Raw genomic sequence first — 17,281 nt, forward strand, 5'->3', positions numbered from 1 at the left:
CGCCGGTACGCCCGGCGCGGCCCTTCGCTCACTACCGCCGCTAAAACCACCAAAGCTGCTATAAGCGACTATTTGCTGTCGTACGCTCGATTGATCAACCGTCGATCGACCGGGCGGGAGGGCAGCGGCAGATGTCACCACTGCACCGCGTCGGCGCGGAAAGCGGCCCGCCGAACGACGAGATCGGCCGCGACGACGCGTACCCCCTGATCCGCGACGAACGCGCGTGCATCGTCACAACGCTGCGGCTGGGCTGGTGGATGGCGGACGCCTACCACCACGGGCAGCACGCGGAGCTCGGCGCTCCCGTCGAGGCCCGACCGGCCGTACCCCCGGCCAAGCTCTCCAACCTCACCGAGATGTCCGCCCACCGCCGGATGCGGATGTACCTCGACGGGGTGGACGTCGCCCTGGCCCAGATCGCCGACCTCACCCGGCACAACGGGCCGGTGCCCGACACCGCCTCCGCCCGGGCCCTGCTCCCCGACCTGGACCGGGCCGACCCCGCAGACCCGGTACCCCTGCTGCTCGCCCTCGACGACCTCAACGTGGACGTGCTCCGCTGGACGATGGCCACCAACCACCGGGTCGGCCTGGCCTACCGGCTGGGCCGATCGGTGGCCGACACCGTCCGAGCCGGCGACGCCGCCCAGCTGCTGAGGCAGTTCGGTGGGCGGCAGATCCAGATCCGCCGGTGGTTGGACGAGCTGGCCACCGTCCTGCCGCCGTACTCGGCCGCGGTGGTGCGCCGGTCACTCGCCGCCTGGTCGAGCGCTGTCGACCGGGCCGGCCTCGGGGACCCGGCCGTGCCGGCGCCCGCCGAGCTGAGCCGGGCCCTGCGCGGCCAGGGCGACCTCTGGCGCGACGTGCTCACCGGCGGCCTGCACCCGCGCGACCTGCTCGACGAGGAGGACTACGCGGTGATCGCCAGGAATTTGATGATCCGGGACCGGCGGCTGGTGGCGCAGGCGGCACGGGGCATCTTCTGGCCGGTGCTCGTACCCGTGCTGTTGGTGCTCTTCGCGGTGGTCGGGGTGAGTGCCGCCGCGGCCGCCGGCTCACCGGCCACTCGGGCCACCGTCGCCCTGGTGGGCCTCGGCGCCGGTCTGGCCGCGATCTGGCGATCGGTCTCGGGCCCGGCGCTGGCGGTCGCCGGTGAGGTCAACCGACCCCTGCTCGACAGCGAACTCACAGTGCGGATGGCCCTGCGGCTGAACCGCCCGCTGGACACCGCCCACATCTCGACGGAGGCCACCGCCCCCACCCGCCGCCAGCGCCGTTCCGACGAGGCCAACCGATCGAAATCCGTTGCCCGTCTGTCCCGTCCTGGCCTACCGTGATCGCGCAAGGTCAACCACCACCGCGGGAGCAGCTCATGGCGATGTCGCACGTCACCATCGTGCCGTCGACGCTGCCCGGCGGCGGTTGCCGAGCGGAAGGTCCCCGGGCGGGCCGGCCCGACTGACGCGTACCCGTACGCGCTGAGCCGCCCCGTCCGACAGCCGGACCGGGCGGCTCTTCGCTGTCCGTCAACCTCTGGAAAGGAGTCCCGGTGGACGCCGTCCTCGTCATCAACGCCGACCTCGGCCCGCTGCACCGGGTCACCGTCCAACACGCCGTACGGATGCTCTGCCGTCGGGTGGCCGAGATCCACGAGGCCGAACCGGACCGGGTGATCGGGATCTTCCCGATGCCGCGGGTGGTGCGGCTGGTCCGCTTCGTGGTCACCCGTTGGAGGTTCCACTCCGGGCCGGCCTGGTCCCGGGCCGGGGTGCTGCGCCGCGACGGCAGGTGCTGCGCGTACTGCGGTGGGTCCGCCTCCACGATCGACCACATCCTGCCCCGCTCGCGCGGCGGTCGGAACACCTGGCGGAACACCACCGCCGCCTGCTACGCCTGCAACCAGCGCAAGGGTGACCGGACGCCGTCGGAAGCGGGCATGCCGCTGCGCCGGGAGCCGGTCAACCCCGGGTGGGGGGCGCTGGCCGGGCGGTGACGGACCGGCCGGCGGGAACGGGGGGCCGCGTTCCGGGTACGTCCCGGGCGCGGCACCCGCCGGCCCCCGGTCAGACGGCGCGTTCCCTGACCCTCGATTTCGGGCTGCCGCCGGGGCAGCGCACCCGGACCTCACTGCGGTGCTCGGAGGAGACCAGCTCGACCTGGATCTGCTTCGCCGGGCCCGGGTCGTACGCCTCGACCCGGAACCCGGGCACGAGCGTCACCGCGAGCACCTCGACGGACTTCCCGACGCAGCGAATGGTGACCGTCCCGCCTCGCGCGTCCACGGACGCACCCGAGCCAGGGGTGGGCGTGGGCGTGGGCGCAGCCCTGGTCGGGGTCGGCCCGGGGGTGGTGACGGTCGGGCTCGGCCTGGCCCGAGGGGCTGACCGGGAAGCGGGCGCGGTGCTCCCGGCCGGCGGGACGGCGGCCGATCCGGTGTCGGCCGGCTCCTCACTGCGCGGCATTCCCACAGTGGTGGTGCCCGGGCCGATCCCCGTCGAGGGCCCCTTCTGCCCCAGCCGGCGGTTGTGCGAGTCACCGAGCGACCCGGCAATCGCCACCGCGGCGATCACCGCGCAGCTGACCGCCAGCACGGCCCGCCCCCGACGCCACGCTCCTCGCCGGGACGTGGACCCGGCAGCCGCCTCGCCCGTCTCGACCTTCGGCCCGGTCGGCTCGCTCGCATCGGCGGGCGTGTCGCCGGGCTGCTCGGTCCCGTCGGCCGCCGGGTCGACAGCGCCGGCCGCCTCGACCACGGCAGTCGCTGCGCTGGCGGCGGCGAGCAGGATGCGGGCCGCCTCGACGGCCGGCGGCCGGTCGACGGGGTCGCGGGCCAGGCACCAGCGGTAGAGCCGGTGCACCTCGGGCGGTACGCCGTCGACCGGAGGCAGCGGACCCGGCTCGACGTGCGTGTGGGTGCGGAGCATCCCGGTCTGCGCCTCGGCGGGCAACGGCAGCCGGCCGGTGAGCACCCGGTGCAGCAGCAGGCCGAGGGCGTACACGTCGCAGGCCGGCAACACCTCGCCGGCCTCCAGTCGCTCCGGGGCCAGGTAGGCCGGCGTGCCCAGCAGCCGCCCCTCGAAGTCGATCTCCGACTCACCGGCGGCCGCAGCGATGCCGAAGTCGAGCACCTTGGCGCCGGTGGGCGTGAGCATCACGTTGCCCGGCTTGATGTCGCGGTGCACCAGATCCTGGTCGTGCGCGGCGGCCAGCGCGGAGGCCACCTGGGCGCAGACCCGCAGACCCGCGCGGGGCGGCAACGGCCCGGCCGCCAGCCGTTGTTCGAGGGTGTGACCGCCGAGCATCTCCATCACCACGAACGGGATCTGGGCACCGTCGACCAACGACTCGCCGAAGTCGTAGACGCTGGTGACATGCGGGTGCGACAGACGGGCCGCGGCCTTGGCCTCAGCCCGGATCCGCTGCCGCGCGTTGTGGTCGGTGGCGACGAGCACCTTGACCGCGACGTCCCGTTCGAGCACCTCGTCGTACGCCCGGTGCACCGCGGACATGCCACCACTGCCGAGGCGTTCCAGGAGCCGGTAGCGCCCCGCAAGCAACTGATCACGCTGCACGACCGACAGCCTGCCGTACCGACCGGCGGCGGGCCACCCCGGATCGAGGTGTTGCGATGGGTGGGACGGAGCTTCGGCTACTGCTCGCTCAGATCCGGGTGGTTCCGGAGGAACGCCTCACCCCGTCGGGCGTTCCGAAGGACCGACACGATCAGCACCGCCCAGATCACCACCAGCAGCCCGCCGATCACCGCGTGGAACGGCGCGAACCCCACGAAGACCTGACCGACGCTCGTCATCACCAGCCCAGCGCACAGCACCGCGAGATAGCGCTGACTGACGAACTGTCTGGCGGTCTCCACGAGCAGAGCCCGGTCTTCGTCGGCCTCGGGTGCGTCGCGTCGCACCTGCCGATCCAGCCGACGACGATGCGACCAGCTGAGCCCGATCAGGGGCGACTGTCGTCCCGACCGGTAGCGGCCGGTGGCGACCAGCCAGATGGCTGCGGCCACCTCGATGACGACTCCGACGATCACCAGGACGAGGCCGAGGTTGCTCGCCCAGCGCGCTGGGTCGCCGTCGAAGATGCCGGTGTTCTCACCACCGGTCGCGACACCCACCGCGAGACCGCCGACCACGGCGGGCAGCAGCACGAAGAGAAGAATCAGACGGAGTCGCCGTTGGCCCCGCTCGGTCTGCCCCCGATTCGATGCTGCCGCATCCATGGTGGTCCCCCGATCACCGTGTGAAGCGGGGACTACCCATCGACGGCGACGGCTCAAACCGGTCAGTCGTCGGCCGGTGCCCGCCAGGCGAAGCGGGGCGTACGTCGCTCGGCCATCGCCGCGACCCCCTCGCGGGCCTCGCCGGTGGTCGCCACCTTCCGGTGCCACCAGGCGATCCGCGCGGGCCCGGCACGGTCGTCGATGATCTCCTTGGCGGCGGCGACGCTCAGTGGTGACCGCTGGGCGATCGTCATCACCAGTTCGTCCACCCGCCCGGCCAGCCGATCGGCAGGCAGCACCTCGTCGACCAGGCCGATCCGCAGGGCCCGCTCGGCGTCGATCAGTTCGGCGGTGAACAGCAGATGCTTGGCGGCGGACGGGCCGACCAGCCGGGCCAGCCGGCGCGTCGTCGGTGCCGGATAGACCAGACCGAGCCGGGCCGGCGGTACGCCGAACCTGGCGTCGTCCGCAGCGATCCGCAGGTCGCAGGCGACCGCGAGCTGAGCGCCACCCCCGACGCAGGCGCCTCGGATGGCCGCGACGGTCGGCTTGGCGAAACTGGCCAGCCGTTCCTCGGCGGCCACCGCGATGCTGGCGTCGCCCGCGTCCAACAGCTCGGCCAGGTCGCCGAGGTCGGCACCCGCGCAGAAGGCGTCGCCCGCGCCGGTGAGCACCAACGCCCGTACGCCCGGGTCGGGTTCCAGCCGGTCGAGCAGTTCGGGGAGCTGACGCCACATGGCTGCAGTCATCGCGTTGCGCCGGGCCGGGTTGTGGATCACCACGGTTGCGACCGGCCCGGTCACCTCGACGGTCAACTCCGCGTCCGACATACGGCGACCATAACGGCGCGGGCCCAGCGGCCACCCCGAGGGGCGGTCGCTGGGCCCGCGGTCAGGTCAGGAGACGGTCAGCGCGGTGTCGTCGACCACGAAGGACGTCTGCAAGGAGGAGTCCTCGGTGCCGGTGAACTTCAGGTTGACGGTCTGGCCAGCGTACGCCGCCAGGGAGAAGGACTTCTGGCTGTAGCCGGTGGCCTTGTTCAGGTTCGAGTAGGTCGCCAGCGTGGCCAGAACGGTTCCGCTCGAGTTCAGCACCTGCACGTTGAGCTTGTCGTAAGCGACGCTGGTGGTGGTCTCGGCCGAGTCGATGTGCAGCCAGAAGCTGAGCGCGTAAGACGAGCAGCCGGCCGGCAGGCTCACCGACTGGGCGAGCGTCTCGGTGCGGGTGCTGCCGTACCCGTTCAGCCATGCCTTGTACGACCCGGTGCGGGCGGCCTGGCCGCTGGAGGTGGTGATGACGCCGGAGCTGGCGGTCCAACCGGTCGCGCCGGACTCGAAGCCCGGGTTGGCCAGCTTCTGCCCCGGCGCGGTGCAGCCACCGCCGGTGCCGTTCACGGTGAGTCGGTAGGTGGCGCTGCGGGTGACCGCGCCCGCACCGTTCACGGTGATCGAGTAGGTGCCGGGCGGGGTGCTCGCCGAGGTGCTGATGGTGAGGGTGGACGAGCCGCCCGAGGTCACCGAGGCGGGGCTGAACGCGGCGCTGGCCCCGCTGGGCAGGCCGGACGCCGAGAACGTCACCGTCTGCGCCGAGCCACTGGTGGTGGCGGTGGCCACGGTGGTGGAGACCGCGCTGCCCGGGTTGACCGAGCCGGCGGTCGGCGAGAGCGCGACCGAGAAGTCGTTGCCGGTCGAGCAGGCCGAGTCGCTGCCGGCCACGTTCACCGCGGTCCAGGCGGCCTGCACGGCCTTGTACTCGGTGGAGCAGCTTCCGTACAGGTCGGTGGCTGCCCGCAGGCTGTACGCGCGGGAGGTGTTCGCCGGGTTGCTGGTGCTGACGTACGCCGTGTTGGACGTGAAGTAGACGTCCAGCGCCCGGTACCAGATCTTCTCGGCCTTGGCCCGGCCGATGCCGGTCACCGCGGGGGCGGAACCACAGACCGGGGAGGTGCCGTACGAGGTGGCGCCGGTGCCCTCGGCCAGGTTGAAGAAGAAGTGGTTGGCCACGCCGGAGGAGTAGTGCACGTCCTTGTTCTTGGTGCTGGTGGACCAGCAACTGTCGGACGAGCCGTCCAGCGACGGGTTGTACATGTAGCGCAGCGGCGTGCCGTTGTTGTTGATGTTGATCTTCTCGCCGACCTGGTAGTCGCCCGGGTCGCTCGGCGCGGCGGCGTAGAACTCCACCATGTTGCCGAAGATGTCACTGGTGGCCTCGTTGAGGCCGCCGGATTCGCCGGAGTAGACGAGGCCGGCCAGCGCTTCGGTGACACCGTGGCTCATCTCGTGCCCAGCCACGTCCAGCGAGACGAGGGGGCGGGAGTTGCTGGAGCCGTCACCGTAGGTCATCTGGGCGCCGTCCCAGAAGGCGTTGACGTAGTTGTTGCCGTAGTGCACCCGGCTCGGCACGCCGGAGCCGTTGCCGAAGATGCCGTTGCGGGCGTGCACGTTCTTGAAGTAGTCGAACGTCTTCGCCGCGCCGAAGTGCGCGTCCACGCCGGCGGACTGCCGGTTGGAGTTGGCCCCGGTGCCCCACGCGTTGTCGGCGTCGGTGAAGGTGGTGCAGCTCGACGTGCCGTTGTTCATGTCGCAGGTACGGCCGTTGCCGTGCGACGGATCGATCATCTGGTACGTGCTGCCGGAGAGCGTCGTGTCGATGCTGACCGTGCCGGTGTAGATGCCCTGGCCGCTGCCGACCACCGACTCGATCTCGTCGTACGACCCGACGGTCGCGCCGGTGGCGGCGTCGGTGATCACGTGCAGCCGGGACGGGGTCTGCCCGTCGGGCTGCCACCCGCTGACCACGGTCTCCCAGGCCAGTCGACCCTGCCCGGAACTGGCGTCCACGAACAGCTCCGGTGTGCCCACCGTCTCGGCCTTACCGACGAACCGGGCGCTGGCGGCCTTCTTCGCGGCCGCCGCGGTGGTCCTGGCCGAGGTGGCGAGGGTCAGCGGCGCGGCCAGCCCGACCGAACTGCCGGCGTACGTGCCGTTCGGCGCGGTGTGGATGACGAAGTCACCGCCGTACACCCGTAGGCCCTGGTAGGTCCTGGTGTAGCGGGTGTGGGCAGCGCCGCTGGGGTCCACCTTGGTGCTGCGCACCTGGTAGGACTCGGCGCTGGAACCCTGGACGGCGCCGGGGTTCGCTCGTAGGACGGTTGCCGCTCGGGCCGCAGCGGAGGCGTCCGGCGCGGGAGAGGTGGGCGGGGCCGCATGCGCCGGGGTGACGACGCAGGTCAGCAGGCCGCTGGTGAGCAGCACTGCACTGACGGCGGCAAGAGCTCTTTTCAAGTGCGCTCCTGAGAGGAGAAGGATGTGACGGAGGTAGTCACGCATGTAGATATAGCTATGTATTGAAGAAAAGAGAAGCCCTGAACTGATGTCAGGCATCGACATTGACCGAACGGATGAGGGGCTTGACGAGGGAACCAATACCTGCCCCAGCACGTCCGACGGACATGAGACCCGTCTCGACAGCCGGCGTCACGTTCGCCCTACTGGTCGCGCTCCTGGCCGGCTGCACCAGCACCGACCGCACCGGCGACGCTCGTGACCAGCCGCCGACCAGCACCGGCGACGCTCGTGACCAGCCGCCGACCAGCGCCGACCCCGTCCCGACCGGGCCGGCCACCGACGCCCCGCGGACGCCAACCGCGGGCCCCGCCTCCACGTTGCCGACCGGGCCGCCGGCCACCGATAGCGCGTCGACGCGGGTGATGCTGTTTCGCTCCGGCGGCTTCGCCGGCCGCGCTGACACCGTGACCGTCGAGCCGGACGGCCGGTGGACGGCCGTGGACCGCGCCGGCGGGCGGCGTACCGGCCAACTCACTCCCGCCGACCTCGGCCGGCTGCGCGGGCTTACCGCCGACGCCCGGCTGGCCGCCGAGGCCCGCCAGACGGCCGGCGCGACCATCTGCACAGACGTGTTCAGCTACCGGCTGACCGTCGGCACCATCGAGATCGGGTACGACGACTGCCCCAGCGACGACACGCAACAGCTGCCGGCCACCCGCGCGCTGGTCGAGCTGCTGCTGCGGGCCACCGGCACTCAGACCACGTAGTCCGGAGGCAGGCCGGTTGCACGCAGCTCCGGCGGCAGGTGGGCCACGTCGTTGAGGGCGATCAGGTTGGGTGGGCCACCGGAGCTGTACCGGATCACTGTCAACCCCGCGTTGTGCAGGTTCAAGCCCAGCCATCGCCGCTCCGGCGCGTCGAGGGCGTGCCGCACCAGCCAGGCGATCAGGAAGGTGTGCGTCACGACCAGCTCGCGGACCGGCTCGCAATCGGGAGCTTCCTCGGGGACCGGGCCGGCGAACCGCCGCACGGCCTCCGCCGTCACCCGCGGCCCGTCGGCCCGCTCGGCAGCCGAGAACTGCGCCAGGAATGTGGCGTACGCGGGCGGCAGGCCGGCCGGGTCCGTGTCGTGTGGGAGGTGGTCGCCGGCCAGCTCCGTCGCGTACACCGGAGCTTCGGGCAGCGACCTGGCGATCAGCTCGGCGGTCTGCGCGGCCCGGCGCAGCGGTCCGTGGTGGACGGCGGCGAACCGGCGGCCTCGCAGGCGCTCGCCGAGCAGCGTGGCCTGCTGCTGGCCGCGCTCCGTCAGGCCCGTGTCCGGTTCACCGGCATCCGACTCCCGCAGCGCGGTCAGGTCCTGCTCGGCGTGTCGGGCGAGGTACAGCAGGCGAGTCACCATGCCGCCCACCTCAACACACCGGGAGGTGCGGGCTCCACCCCGCACCTCCCGCGCCTGCGGCCGTCAGCTCAGTCGGCCTGGCCGGACGCCGCTCGCGCGAAGGTTACCGACACCCACAGCCAGCCGGCCGTCACCGCCAGACCGAACGCCACCATCACGGCCGGAGCCGGTCGGACGATCAGGGCGACCCAGGTCGCCGCGAAGAAGACCCCGATCACCAGGCTGTACGCGGCTCGACCACGTGCCCCCTGCCGTGCGGCCCGACGGCCCGCCACCACGGTCGCCGCGATCAGCGACACGAAGGCGACCGCCGCCACCAGGAAGTGCAGGCCGCCGTGCCAGCTGATCTGACCGGCGCCCCGGGGCGTGCCGACCGGGAACCCGTCGGCCGGGTCGGCGCTGAAGATCGCCGCCCCGATCAGGCCCAGCCCGTACAGCGCGAGCAGCCGGGGAAGCCAGACGGACCCGCCGCCTCCGCCGGTACGGCGGCGCAGCGCGTCGGCGGCCAGCGCGCAGAGCGCGCCGGTGACCAGGAACGTGACGATCTGGATCCAGCCCAGCTCGCCGGTGCTCAACACGCTGACCGGATGCCGGCGAAAGTCGAAGCCGTCCCGGGTCGACGCCTGCACGATCGCCGAGCCGACGAAGATCGGGCCGGCCAGCACACCGCCGATCAGCAGTGCGCGGTCCCGACCGACAGCAGCCGGTCCTACCAGCGGGAAAGGTGCAGCCTGGCTCATCGTCGGCTCCCCTACGCCCGTGGGAACATCTGGCCGATGCGGATCCGGTTGCCGAACGGGTCCCGGATGCCGAAGTCGATCCCGTACGGGCGTTCGGTCGGCTCGTCGGTGATCTCTACACCCTTCGCCACAAGATCCTCGTGCGTCTTGCGGGCGTCGTCGGTGGTCATGAAGAGGTACCCGCCGAGGGCCCCCTTGGTGAGCAGCTCCCGGACCTGCTCGGCGGTGGCCGGGTCCAGTGCGGGCGGGCCCGGCTTCTCCAGCAGGATCTCGCGCTCCGGGTCGCCGGGCAGGTTGACCGTCAACCACCGCATGAAACCGAGGTCCTGGTCGGTGTTGACCTCCATGCCGAGCTTGTTGACGTAGAAGTCAAGCGCGGCGTCCTGGTCGAGGACGTAGATCTGGGAGCGGCTGATCGCGTTCATCGTCATGCCCATGACGCTAGAGGTAGACCGTGACCTGCGGCTTATCCAAAACTGCTGGGTCGGGTCCACGCTTTGGCGAAGCACGACGGCACATTGGCCGCCGCGACGCGGTGCCGCCGGAAATCCGAGGGCGACTCCCCGACGATCTGCCGGAACGTACGGCTGAACGTGCCCAGGCTGCCGAAGCCGACGGCATAGCAGATGTCCGTCACATCCCGGTTCGACTCCACGAGCAGTGCCATCGCGCGCTCCACCCTGCGGCGTTGCAGGTACCGGTGCGGGGTCTCACCGAACGTGGCCCGGAAGGTCCGGATGAAGTGCGCCTCAGAGACGAGCGCGATCCGGGCCAGCGCCGGGATGTCCAGCGGCTCGGCGTACGCCCGGTCCATCGCGTCCCGGGCGCGCAGCATCGCCCGGTTCGACTCCTCCACCGCGCCACTCATCGCCCCCCGTCCCGCCCTGCTCGTTGCCCGGCCCCAGGCTACCGCCGACCCCGGTGACCCGGCTTTCAAACCCGTCTCCGCTGTGACATCGGCCTATGGCCGGGACGGACCGACCACGCCAGCATGGAGGGCATGACTCGTGCACTCATCGCCCTGACCAGTCACTCCGAGCTGGGCCGCACCGGCCGCTCGACCGGCTACTACGTCGGCGAGGCCGCCGAGCCGTGGGAGGTGTTCCGGGCCGCTGGCTACGACGTAGACCTGGTGTCCGTGGCCGGCGGCGAGCCGCCGGTAGACGGCCGGGACGAGAACGACAGCACCCAGAACGACTTCCTCGCCACCGCCGGCGTAACGGACACCCCGAGGGCCGCCGACGTCGACCCGGCCGGGTACGACGTGATCCTCTTCGCCGGAGGTCACGGCACCATGTGGGACTTCCCCGACGACCCCGACCTGGCCCGCATCGCCCGCTCGGTCCACGAGCGCGGCGGCGTGGTGGCCGCCGTCTGCCACGGTCCGGCGGCGCTGGTGAACCTGACCCTCACCGACGGCTCCCGGCTCGTCGCCGGCAAGCGGGTGGCCGGCTTCACGAACAGCGAGGAGGCCTCCGTCGGCCTCACCGACGAGGTGCCTTTCCTGCTCGCCGACAAGCTCACCGAGGCTGGCGCGCAGCACGTACCGGCGCCGGACTTCACCGAGCACGCGGTGGTCGACGGCCGCCTGGTGACCGGTCAGAACCCGCAGTCCGCCCGCGCCGTGGCCGACGCCGTGGTGAAGCTGCTCAGCTGAGCGCCGGTCGGATCCGGTAGTCGTCTGGCGGGCCGGTGGCACCGCGCGACTCATCGACCCCCGTCCACTCGGCTCGTCGCCTGGCCCCAGGCTACCGCCGGTGCCTTCGCCGGTCGGGTGGCGCGCCGCCCGGTGAAGGCAGCGGCGACCACCATCAGAGCAACCACGCCGAGCAGCGCGCCCAGCAGCACCGTGCTGCGCACCCCGTGGCTCGGTAGCGCGAGGCCGGCGACCAGGGCTCCACCGGTGATGCCGACGTTGACGGCGGCAGAGACGGTGGCGGCGGCGAGGTCGGAGCGCCCGGGCGCAACCTCGAGCACGATGCCACCGAGCACCGCGGTGAACGCCGCGAACGCCAGCCCGGCCAGGGCGAGCAGGCCCACGGCAGCCGCCGGACGGTGGCCGACCGCGTACAGGCCGAGCAGTGCCACCGACTGGAGCGTGACGGTCGCGGCCAGGGCGAGCCACGGGCTGCGGTCCACCACCACTCCGACGGCGAGGATCCCGAGCACGCTCGCAACGCCGCGCACCAGCAGGATGACCCCGACCGCCGAGGCGGCGAACCCGCTGACCTCGGTGACGAAGAGGGCGACGTAGGTGTAGCCGGCGATGGCACCGGCGGTCGCCAGGATGGCCACCGCGACCAGCAGCCAGAAGCGGTAGACGTCGGGTGTCGCGCCCCGGGCGGCATGTCCCTCGTTGGGTGGCGTCGACGGCAGGAGCGAGGCCACCGCGACGAGCACGATCGCGCCGAGCCCGGCCACCGCCAGGAACGACATCCGCCAGCCGGTGCGTTCGCCCAGCCAGGTGCCCGCAGGCACGCCCAGGACCAGAGCGACGCTGCCGCCGGCGAACACGATCGCGACCACCCGACCGCGAAGCCCGGGTCGGAACAGCTCGGCCGCGGCCGGCACCACCACCGCCCAGAACAACGCATGGGTCGCCGCGGTTGCCATCCTGGCCGCCAGCAGGAACGCAAACGAGCTCGCGAACACCGTGATCGCGGTGCTCACCACGAAGCCGGCCAGGAGCGCGGACAGCAGTCGCCGACGGGGGATTCTCCGGGCCAGCGCCGTCAACGGGATCGAGGCGACGACCACCACCGCGCCGTACGCGGTGACGAGCATGCCCACCTGAGACGGCGAGACGGCAAGATCGGCTGCCATCGGGAGCAGCAACCCGATCGGCAGCGCCTCCGCTGTGGTGTAGAGGAACGTCCCGCCCGACAAGCCGATCAGTGCTCCCACTGCTCGCCTGTGGCCCATGCGACCTCCCTTGTTACCAGCTAAATCGTGTACGCCAGAAACAAGCTAGCGATCCCCCTTGCCGACGGTCAACTGGTAAAGTTGGTTTTGATGGAAACAGTCGAGGGCGTCACGCGGATGAACCTGGTGGGCGGCAACCTCGCCCTGGACTTCATCAACACCCGCTCCGGTCCACCCGTCGGGCTCCCGGACGACGACGTGCTGACGGGCTATCCCGAGCTGGTCGCCTGGGGGGTGCACGCGGGGGCCCTCACCGAGACCGAGGCGACAGCGTTGCGACGGCTGTCCCGCAACGACCCAGACGGCGCTCACGCTGCCTTCTCGCGAGCGCTGCACACCCGCGACTACCTCGACGAGGTGTTCCGGCCGCTGACCGTTGGAGAAGCCCCGAGCACGTCTGCACTGGCCCGGCTGCGTGACGACGAAGCGGACGCGCTCGGCCACGCACACCTTCAGGGCGGCAGCACGTTTGACTGGGTCTGGCGAGACGACCACACGCTTGCCCGACCTCTGCGGCCAGTGGTGCACGCAGCGGTCCAGTTGCTCACCACGGGTGCGCTGGACCGGATCAAGGGATGCGGAGGCTGCCGCTTCATCTTCATCGACGAGAGCAAGAACCGCAGTCGCCGCTGGTGCAGCATGGACGACTGCGGAACTGCCGAGAAGATGCGCCGCTACGTCGCAGCGCGACGCACGCGCGCGACGCAATGAGCGCGCTGCCGCCGTCGGGAAAGCCTGGTGGATACCCGTTGCTGTCGACAGCCCACCGCGCTCGCGCGCCGGCCGCACCAGAACGCCTGATAACCGCTGTAACGGTCACGGTGCATTCGGGCAGGATCATCGGCCGTGACACTTGTCCTGCCGCCGCGCCTGACCGCCTCGGCTCAGAGCTTGCGCGAAGCCGATCAACGACGCGGACTACGCACCGTCCAGCTTCGCACTTTCGAAGTGCCCGCCGGGTGTACGCGGCCTCACGGGCGGCCTGTTCCTCGCCGGACGGATCGGTCACCCGAAAGCCGTGCAGGGAAGTCGTACGGCTTGCCGATGTTCTCCTGGATGCCTCCGTCCGGTGACAGGCTCAGCGACCTGATCAGCACACCGTTCTCCCAGACCGCGAAACTGAGCCAGTCCACGACCGAGTGCATGCCGTGCCTGATGATCCGTCGACCCGCCCCGGCCTGGCGCAGACGCTCCGGCAGCTCAGACGCTCCTCACGATTTCGGCGAACGACCGTCGCACGCCTCTGGCAGACGCCTCCCGACGGCGTCGACCCGGCTCGCTCGTAACACTCGTTCTTTCAGGCTACGGACGCGCGCAACGGATCCGTTGGGTCGATCGCGGCATCGTCGAATCGCTGTTCCAACGCCTCGGTGTCGTGCTGCTGGCGGAACGCCTTCTCGGCTGCGGTGATCGGCAACAACCACAAGAGCCGGGCATGCCCAGACGGCAACGCGCATGCCTCCAGGTCTGGGCCGTGCAGATAGGGCAAGCTGACGAGTAGGTGATCACACGCCGAGCCCGGGAGCCAAGGGACGCCAATCGGCATCGTGTGCCAGTGGTCGAGGCGATGGCCCGCGTGGTAGTAGGCGGCCATGGCGATCAGATCGACCATTGTCGATTCCCGCAGTTTCGACGTCATCACGAACTCGATCCCGTGGCCGTCCTGGTTGACCGCCGACCAACAGCCGGCGGTGACATATGCCCAGGAGTCGCTGCGGGGTCCTGGACCGACGACCATGATGCGCAGGTCGGGCACAGCCCTGCGACGGCCGAACCCAAGGTCGTAGTCGACGATCTCAACGTCATGCCCAGCGAAGAAGGCCCGCACGTGAGCCTCGGTCGCTTCCACAGCCGCCAGCCGTTGCCGCCTCCGTTTCACCGTGCCCTCCTCCTCGCCTCAAATCCTGGCGCGCACGGCCTCACCGTGATCATGTCGGCCATTATTCGACGCCGCTCTGTCAGGCATCAAACGAGACCCGGCATCGCCCGCAGCCGGTTGTCCGGCCGGCCCGATCAGGGGCCGAGGCATCTCTGATGCTCGCCGAACGATTGGGTGAGGCTGTCCAGAGCGGCTTTGCCCTCCTCGGCGGTGCCGAGTGAGGATCGGCCGATGACGCCGCTGGTGATGTAGGCAGCCATGCCGAGGGCGAGGAGGCGCGGCCGGTGGTCGGCCGTCCACCGTCGTATCGCTTCTGATGGAGCTGGGCGTACCGCCGCACGTTGCTCATGCCATCGCTCGACACGCCGACGTGAAGATCACCCTCAAGGTCTACGCCCACGCCAACCTCGACGCGATGCGTCAGGCACTCGGCACTGCCGTCGCTGTCAACCGGTTGGCTCGTGGCAGTGCCGATCGGGAAATGCCTGGTGGAATTGGAGCCCCCGGCCGGGATCGAACCGGCGACATCTCGCTTACAAGGCGAGTGCTCTGGCCAGCTGAGCTACAGGGGCGCGTGCGTCGAGGTCAGCATAGCGAGTGACGTCCGGATATCCCGCTCGCGATGCCTCCCGAGCACGGGAAACGTCAACAACCCGACGCCTGTACGCCTTTCCGCCGTCTAACCCTGTGTCGATTGATGTCCGACCGTGCCGGAGTGACCGGAATGTGTAATCCCTATGTCACCTCCGACGCTCCCTGACCTTGGCAGCAAGGGGAAACACGTTTACGGTTCACACACGGACGACAGCCCGGCGCCCCCGCGTGACCGAGCCGCCGTCCGCTGACCGGCACGGATACGCGCCGGTTGCTCCTTCACTCGGATCGTCCGGCACGTTCCTGCCGGTGAAAGGAAGCGCTTCACCATGGCTACGGTCACCTATTCCAAGGCGTCCCGGGTCTACCCGGGCCAAGAGCGTCCCGCCGTCAACGAGCTGGACCTCGAGATCGGCGACGGCGAGTTCCTCGTCCTGGTCGGCCCCTCCGGTTGTGGCAAGTCCACCAGCCTGCGGATGCTCGCCGGTCTGGAGGACGTGGACGCCGGCTCGATCTACATCGACCAGCGTGACGTCACCCACCTTCCTCCGAAGGCCCGCGACATCGCGATGGTCTTCCAGAACTACGCGCTCTACCCGCACATGACGGTGTACGAGAACATGGCGTTCGCCCTCAAGCTGCGCAAGACCTCCAAGTCGGAGATCGACCGGCGGGTCAAGGAAGCGGCGGCGCTGCTCCAGCTGGAGGAATACCTCGGCCGTAAGCCGAAGGCGCTCTCCGGTGGTCAGCGTCAGCGTGTCGCGATGGGCCGGGCGATCGTCCGCGAGCCGCAGGTCTTCCTCATGGACGAGCCGCTGTCGAACCTCGACGCCAAGCTGCGTGTGCAGACCCGTACCCAGATCGCGTCCCTGCAGGCCAAGCTGGGCGTCACCACGGTCTACGTGACGCACGACCAGGTCGAGGCCATGACCATGGGTCACCGGGTCGCGGTGCTGCTCGACGGTGTCCTCCAGCAGGTGGACACCCCGCGGGCGCTCTACGACACCCCGGCCAACGTGTTCGTCGCCGGCTTCATGGGCTCTCCCGCCATGAACATCAAGACCGTTCCGCTGAACGAGCAGGGCGCCGAGTTCGCTGAGCTGCAGATCCCGCTGACCCGGGAGCAGGTCGCGGCGGCCCGCGCCGAGGGTGGCGACGGCAAGGTCACCGTGGGCTTCCGCCCGGAGGACTGCGAGCTGGTCAGCCCGACCGAGGGCGGCATGCCGGTCGTGGTCGAGCTGGTCGAGGACCTCGGCTCGGACGCCAACGTCTACGGCCACGCCGCGCTGGGTGGCAACTCGGAGCGCTTCGTCGTCCGCACCGACCGGCGCACCATGCCGAACATGGGTGACACCGTGTTCGTCAAGCCGGTCGCCGGTCGCAGCCACGTCTTCCACGCCGCCACGGGTGGCCGGATCTGACGTAACGCCTCACCGACGGGGGCGGTCCGCTTCGGCGGGCCGCCCCTTTCGTCGTACCGGCAAGGGCTCTTCACCCTGCGGAGCCAGCGCGGAGGTGGCTCTGTGGGGTGACTCGGCACGGCGGCTCTTGCTCGTACCGTCACGGCGACCCGAGCCCGAGGAGACGCCGTGCGCACCGTTCCCGCCCAGTCCACTGCTCACCCGACCGCGCGTGCCCGGCCGTACCAGGTGGTTCGCCTGGCGGGCCGCAGCCTCGCCTACTGCGCGACGCTGGTCCCGGTCGCCGTACTCGCGCTGGTGACCGCCCCGCTGGGCGGGGCCGGCGCCGCCGTCGCACGCTGGCGTGCCCTGCGTACCGGGCTGCTCGGGATGCCACCGACGACCGTGCCCGGCCGGCGGCCCGGCACAGTCGCGGTGCTCGGCCACGCGCTGCTCAGCCTGCTCCTCGGTGCCGTGGCTCTGCTGCCGCTCGGCGTCCAACTGCTGATGGTGCTGCGCGGCGCGCTGTACGGCCTGGTGGACCGGGGGCCGTACGACGATTCCTGGGGTGGTCCGACCCGGGCCGGCGCGTGGGTGGCGCACTTCCTCGTCGGCCTGCCGATCACGGCTGCTGGGCTGGCCGCTCTGATCGGCATCGCCGCCGTGCACCAGCGGCTCACCCGACGCCTGGACGGGGAGCGGGGTCCTCGCTGGCTGATCCCGGCCGCGCTGCTGATGGCGCTTGCCGGGGCGCTGCTCTTCGTCGCGTGGACCCGTCAGATCTGACGGCGAAGCCCCCTCCCGCGCTGGCGGAAGGGGG

At 70.8% G+C, this 17,281-nt stretch carries 17 protein-coding genes and 1 tRNA gene; 7 read left to right on the forward strand and 11 right to left on the reverse strand.

Annotated elements, in window-relative coordinates:
- Window positions 1–131: 131 nt before the first annotated feature.
- Together FBZ33_RS28900 and FBZ33_RS28905 are read left to right on the forward strand one after the other, a co-directional pair.
- Window positions 132–1,340, forward strand: a complete 1,209-nt coding sequence (locus FBZ33_RS28900) for a hypothetical protein (RefSeq protein ID WP_141911480.1) — start codon at window positions 132–134, stop codon at window positions 1,338–1,340.
- Between the two features lie 212 nt (window positions 1,341–1,552).
- Window positions 1,553–1,996 (forward strand): HNH endonuclease, encoded by a 444-nt coding sequence (locus FBZ33_RS28905; RefSeq protein WP_141911481.1) that lies wholly within the window; start codon window positions 1,553–1,555, stop codon window positions 1,994–1,996.
- Window positions 1,997–2,066: 70 nt separating this feature from the next.
- Here the strand turns inward: FBZ33_RS28905 and FBZ33_RS33660 are convergent, their stop codons facing one another.
- The 4 genes from FBZ33_RS33660 to FBZ33_RS28925 form a co-directional block, all read right to left on the reverse strand.
- Window positions 2,067–3,575 (reverse strand): serine/threonine-protein kinase, encoded by a 1,509-nt coding sequence (locus FBZ33_RS33660; protein WP_305069673.1) that lies wholly within the window; start codon window positions 3,573–3,575, stop codon window positions 2,067–2,069.
- A 77-nt stretch (window positions 3,576–3,652) separates the two neighbouring features.
- Complete coding sequence (locus FBZ33_RS28915; protein ID WP_141911483.1) at window positions 3,653–4,168, reverse strand: hypothetical protein; 516 nt, start codon at window positions 4,166–4,168, stop codon at window positions 3,653–3,655.
- Between the two features lie 134 nt (window positions 4,169–4,302).
- Window positions 4,303–5,070 carry an enoyl-CoA hydratase/isomerase family protein gene (locus tag FBZ33_RS28920; protein ID WP_141911485.1) on the reverse strand — a complete coding sequence of 256 codons (768 nt, stop codon included), beginning with the start codon at window positions 5,068–5,070 and terminating at the stop codon, window positions 4,303–4,305.
- Window positions 5,071–5,136: 66 nt separating this feature from the next.
- Window positions 5,137–7,524 (reverse strand): M4 family metallopeptidase, encoded by a 2,388-nt coding sequence (locus FBZ33_RS28925; protein WP_141911487.1) that lies wholly within the window; start codon window positions 7,522–7,524, stop codon window positions 5,137–5,139.
- Window positions 7,525–7,691: 167 nt separating this feature from the next.
- Here FBZ33_RS28925 and FBZ33_RS28930 point away from each other — a divergent pair, with 167 nt between their 5' ends.
- The gene (locus FBZ33_RS28930) at window positions 7,692–8,294 is read left to right on the forward strand and encodes a hypothetical protein (RefSeq protein ID WP_141911489.1); all 603 of its coding nucleotides are present in this window, start codon (window positions 7,692–7,694) and stop codon (window positions 8,292–8,294) included.
- On the opposite strand, the gene FBZ33_RS28935 is transcribed toward FBZ33_RS28930, so the two are convergent.
- From FBZ33_RS28935 to FBZ33_RS28950, 4 genes are all read right to left on the reverse strand, one after another.
- A complete protein-coding gene (locus FBZ33_RS28935) occupies window positions 8,282–8,926 on the reverse strand; it encodes a histidine phosphatase family protein (protein WP_141911491.1) in 645 nt (214 codons plus the stop codon). The two genes, FBZ33_RS28930 and FBZ33_RS28935, sit on opposite strands and share 13 nt — an antisense overlap.
- 68 nt (window positions 8,927–8,994) lie before the next feature.
- Complete coding sequence (locus FBZ33_RS28940; RefSeq protein ID WP_141911492.1) at window positions 8,995–9,666, reverse strand: DUF998 domain-containing protein; 672 nt, start codon at window positions 9,664–9,666, stop codon at window positions 8,995–8,997.
- Window positions 9,667–9,677: 11 nt separating this feature from the next.
- Window positions 9,678–10,097 carry a VOC family protein gene (locus tag FBZ33_RS28945; RefSeq protein WP_088952055.1) on the reverse strand — a complete coding sequence of 140 codons (420 nt, stop codon included), beginning with the start codon at window positions 10,095–10,097 and terminating at the stop codon, window positions 9,678–9,680.
- Between the two features lie 35 nt (window positions 10,098–10,132).
- Complete coding sequence (locus FBZ33_RS28950) at window positions 10,133–10,534, reverse strand: helix-turn-helix domain-containing protein (RefSeq protein WP_141911494.1); 402 nt, start codon at window positions 10,532–10,534, stop codon at window positions 10,133–10,135.
- A 132-nt stretch (window positions 10,535–10,666) separates the two neighbouring features.
- On the opposite strand from FBZ33_RS28950, the gene FBZ33_RS28955 reads away from it, so the two are divergent.
- On the forward strand, window positions 10,667–11,323 hold the full coding sequence (locus FBZ33_RS28955) for a type 1 glutamine amidotransferase domain-containing protein (protein ID WP_231927158.1): 657 nt from the start codon (window positions 10,667–10,669) through the stop codon (window positions 11,321–11,323).
- Window positions 11,324–11,373: 50 nt separating this feature from the next.
- On the opposite strand, the gene FBZ33_RS28960 is transcribed toward FBZ33_RS28955, so the two are convergent.
- On the reverse strand, window positions 11,374–12,588 hold the full coding sequence (locus FBZ33_RS28960) for an MFS transporter (RefSeq protein ID WP_141911496.1): 1,215 nt from the start codon (window positions 12,586–12,588) through the stop codon (window positions 11,374–11,376).
- A 27-nt stretch (window positions 12,589–12,615) separates the two neighbouring features.
- On the opposite strand from FBZ33_RS28960, the gene FBZ33_RS28965 reads away from it, so the two are divergent.
- Entirely contained in the window at window positions 12,616–13,299 is a 684-nt protein-coding gene (locus FBZ33_RS28965) for an ABATE domain-containing protein (RefSeq protein ID WP_141911497.1), read from the forward strand.
- 586 nt (window positions 13,300–13,885) lie between these two features.
- Here the strand turns inward: FBZ33_RS28965 and FBZ33_RS28980 are convergent.
- Both FBZ33_RS28980 and FBZ33_RS28990 read right to left on the reverse strand, forming a co-directional pair.
- Window positions 13,886–14,467 (reverse strand): suppressor of fused domain protein, encoded by a 582-nt coding sequence (locus FBZ33_RS28980; protein WP_141911499.1) that lies wholly within the window; start codon window positions 14,465–14,467, stop codon window positions 13,886–13,888.
- A 495-nt stretch (window positions 14,468–14,962) separates the two neighbouring features.
- Window positions 14,963–15,039: transfer RNA gene (locus FBZ33_RS28990), tRNA-Thr, on the reverse strand.
- Between the two features lie 351 nt (window positions 15,040–15,390).
- Between FBZ33_RS28990 and FBZ33_RS28995 the strand changes: the two genes are divergently transcribed.
- Both FBZ33_RS28995 and FBZ33_RS29000 read left to right on the forward strand, forming a co-directional pair.
- Window positions 15,391–16,482 (forward strand): ABC transporter ATP-binding protein, encoded by a 1,092-nt coding sequence (locus tag FBZ33_RS28995; RefSeq protein ID WP_088950475.1) that lies wholly within the window; start codon window positions 15,391–15,393, stop codon window positions 16,480–16,482.
- 168 nt (window positions 16,483–16,650) lie between these two features.
- A complete protein-coding gene (locus tag FBZ33_RS29000) occupies window positions 16,651–17,247 on the forward strand; it encodes a hypothetical protein (protein ID WP_141911500.1) in 597 nt (198 codons plus the stop codon).
- The last annotated feature ends 34 nt before the right edge of the window (window positions 17,248–17,281 follow it).

Source organism: Micromonospora sp. A202, from assembly GCF_006715105.1.
In the GTDB taxonomy this organism is placed as follows: Bacteria; Actinomycetota; Actinomycetes; order Mycobacteriales; family Micromonosporaceae; genus Micromonospora; species Micromonospora zamorensis.

Excerpts from the sequence above, each read along its gene's own strand:
- FBZ33_RS28900 (WP_141911480.1), top strand. The coding sequence starts at position 132 with ATGTCACCACTGCACCGCGTCGGCGCGGAAAGCGGCCCGCCGAACGAC.
- FBZ33_RS28920 (WP_141911485.1), bottom strand. The coding sequence starts at position 5,070 with ATGTCGGACGCGGAGTTGACCGTCGAGGTGACCGGGCCGGTCGCAACC.
- FBZ33_RS28930 (WP_141911489.1), top strand. The coding sequence starts at position 7,692 with ATGAGACCCGTCTCGACAGCCGGCGTCACGTTCGCCCTACTGGTCGCG.
- FBZ33_RS28935 (WP_141911491.1), bottom strand. The coding sequence starts at position 8,926 with ATGGTGACTCGCCTGCTGTACCTCGCCCGACACGCCGAGCAGGACCTG.
- FBZ33_RS28940 (WP_141911492.1), bottom strand. The coding sequence starts at position 9,666 with ATGAGCCAGGCTGCACCTTTCCCGCTGGTAGGACCGGCTGCTGTCGGT.
- FBZ33_RS28945 (WP_088952055.1), bottom strand. The coding sequence starts at position 10,097 with ATGACGATGAACGCGATCAGCCGCTCCCAGATCTACGTCCTCGACCAG.
- FBZ33_RS28950 (WP_141911494.1), bottom strand. The coding sequence starts at position 10,534 with ATGAGTGGCGCGGTGGAGGAGTCGAACCGGGCGATGCTGCGCGCCCGG.
- FBZ33_RS28955 (WP_231927158.1), top strand. The coding sequence starts at position 10,667 with ATGACTCGTGCACTCATCGCCCTGACCAGTCACTCCGAGCTGGGCCGC.
- FBZ33_RS28960 (WP_141911496.1), bottom strand. The coding sequence starts at position 12,588 with ATGGGCCACAGGCGAGCAGTGGGAGCACTGATCGGCTTGTCGGGCGGG.
- FBZ33_RS28995 (WP_088950475.1), top strand. The coding sequence starts at position 15,391 with ATGGCTACGGTCACCTATTCCAAGGCGTCCCGGGTCTACCCGGGCCAA.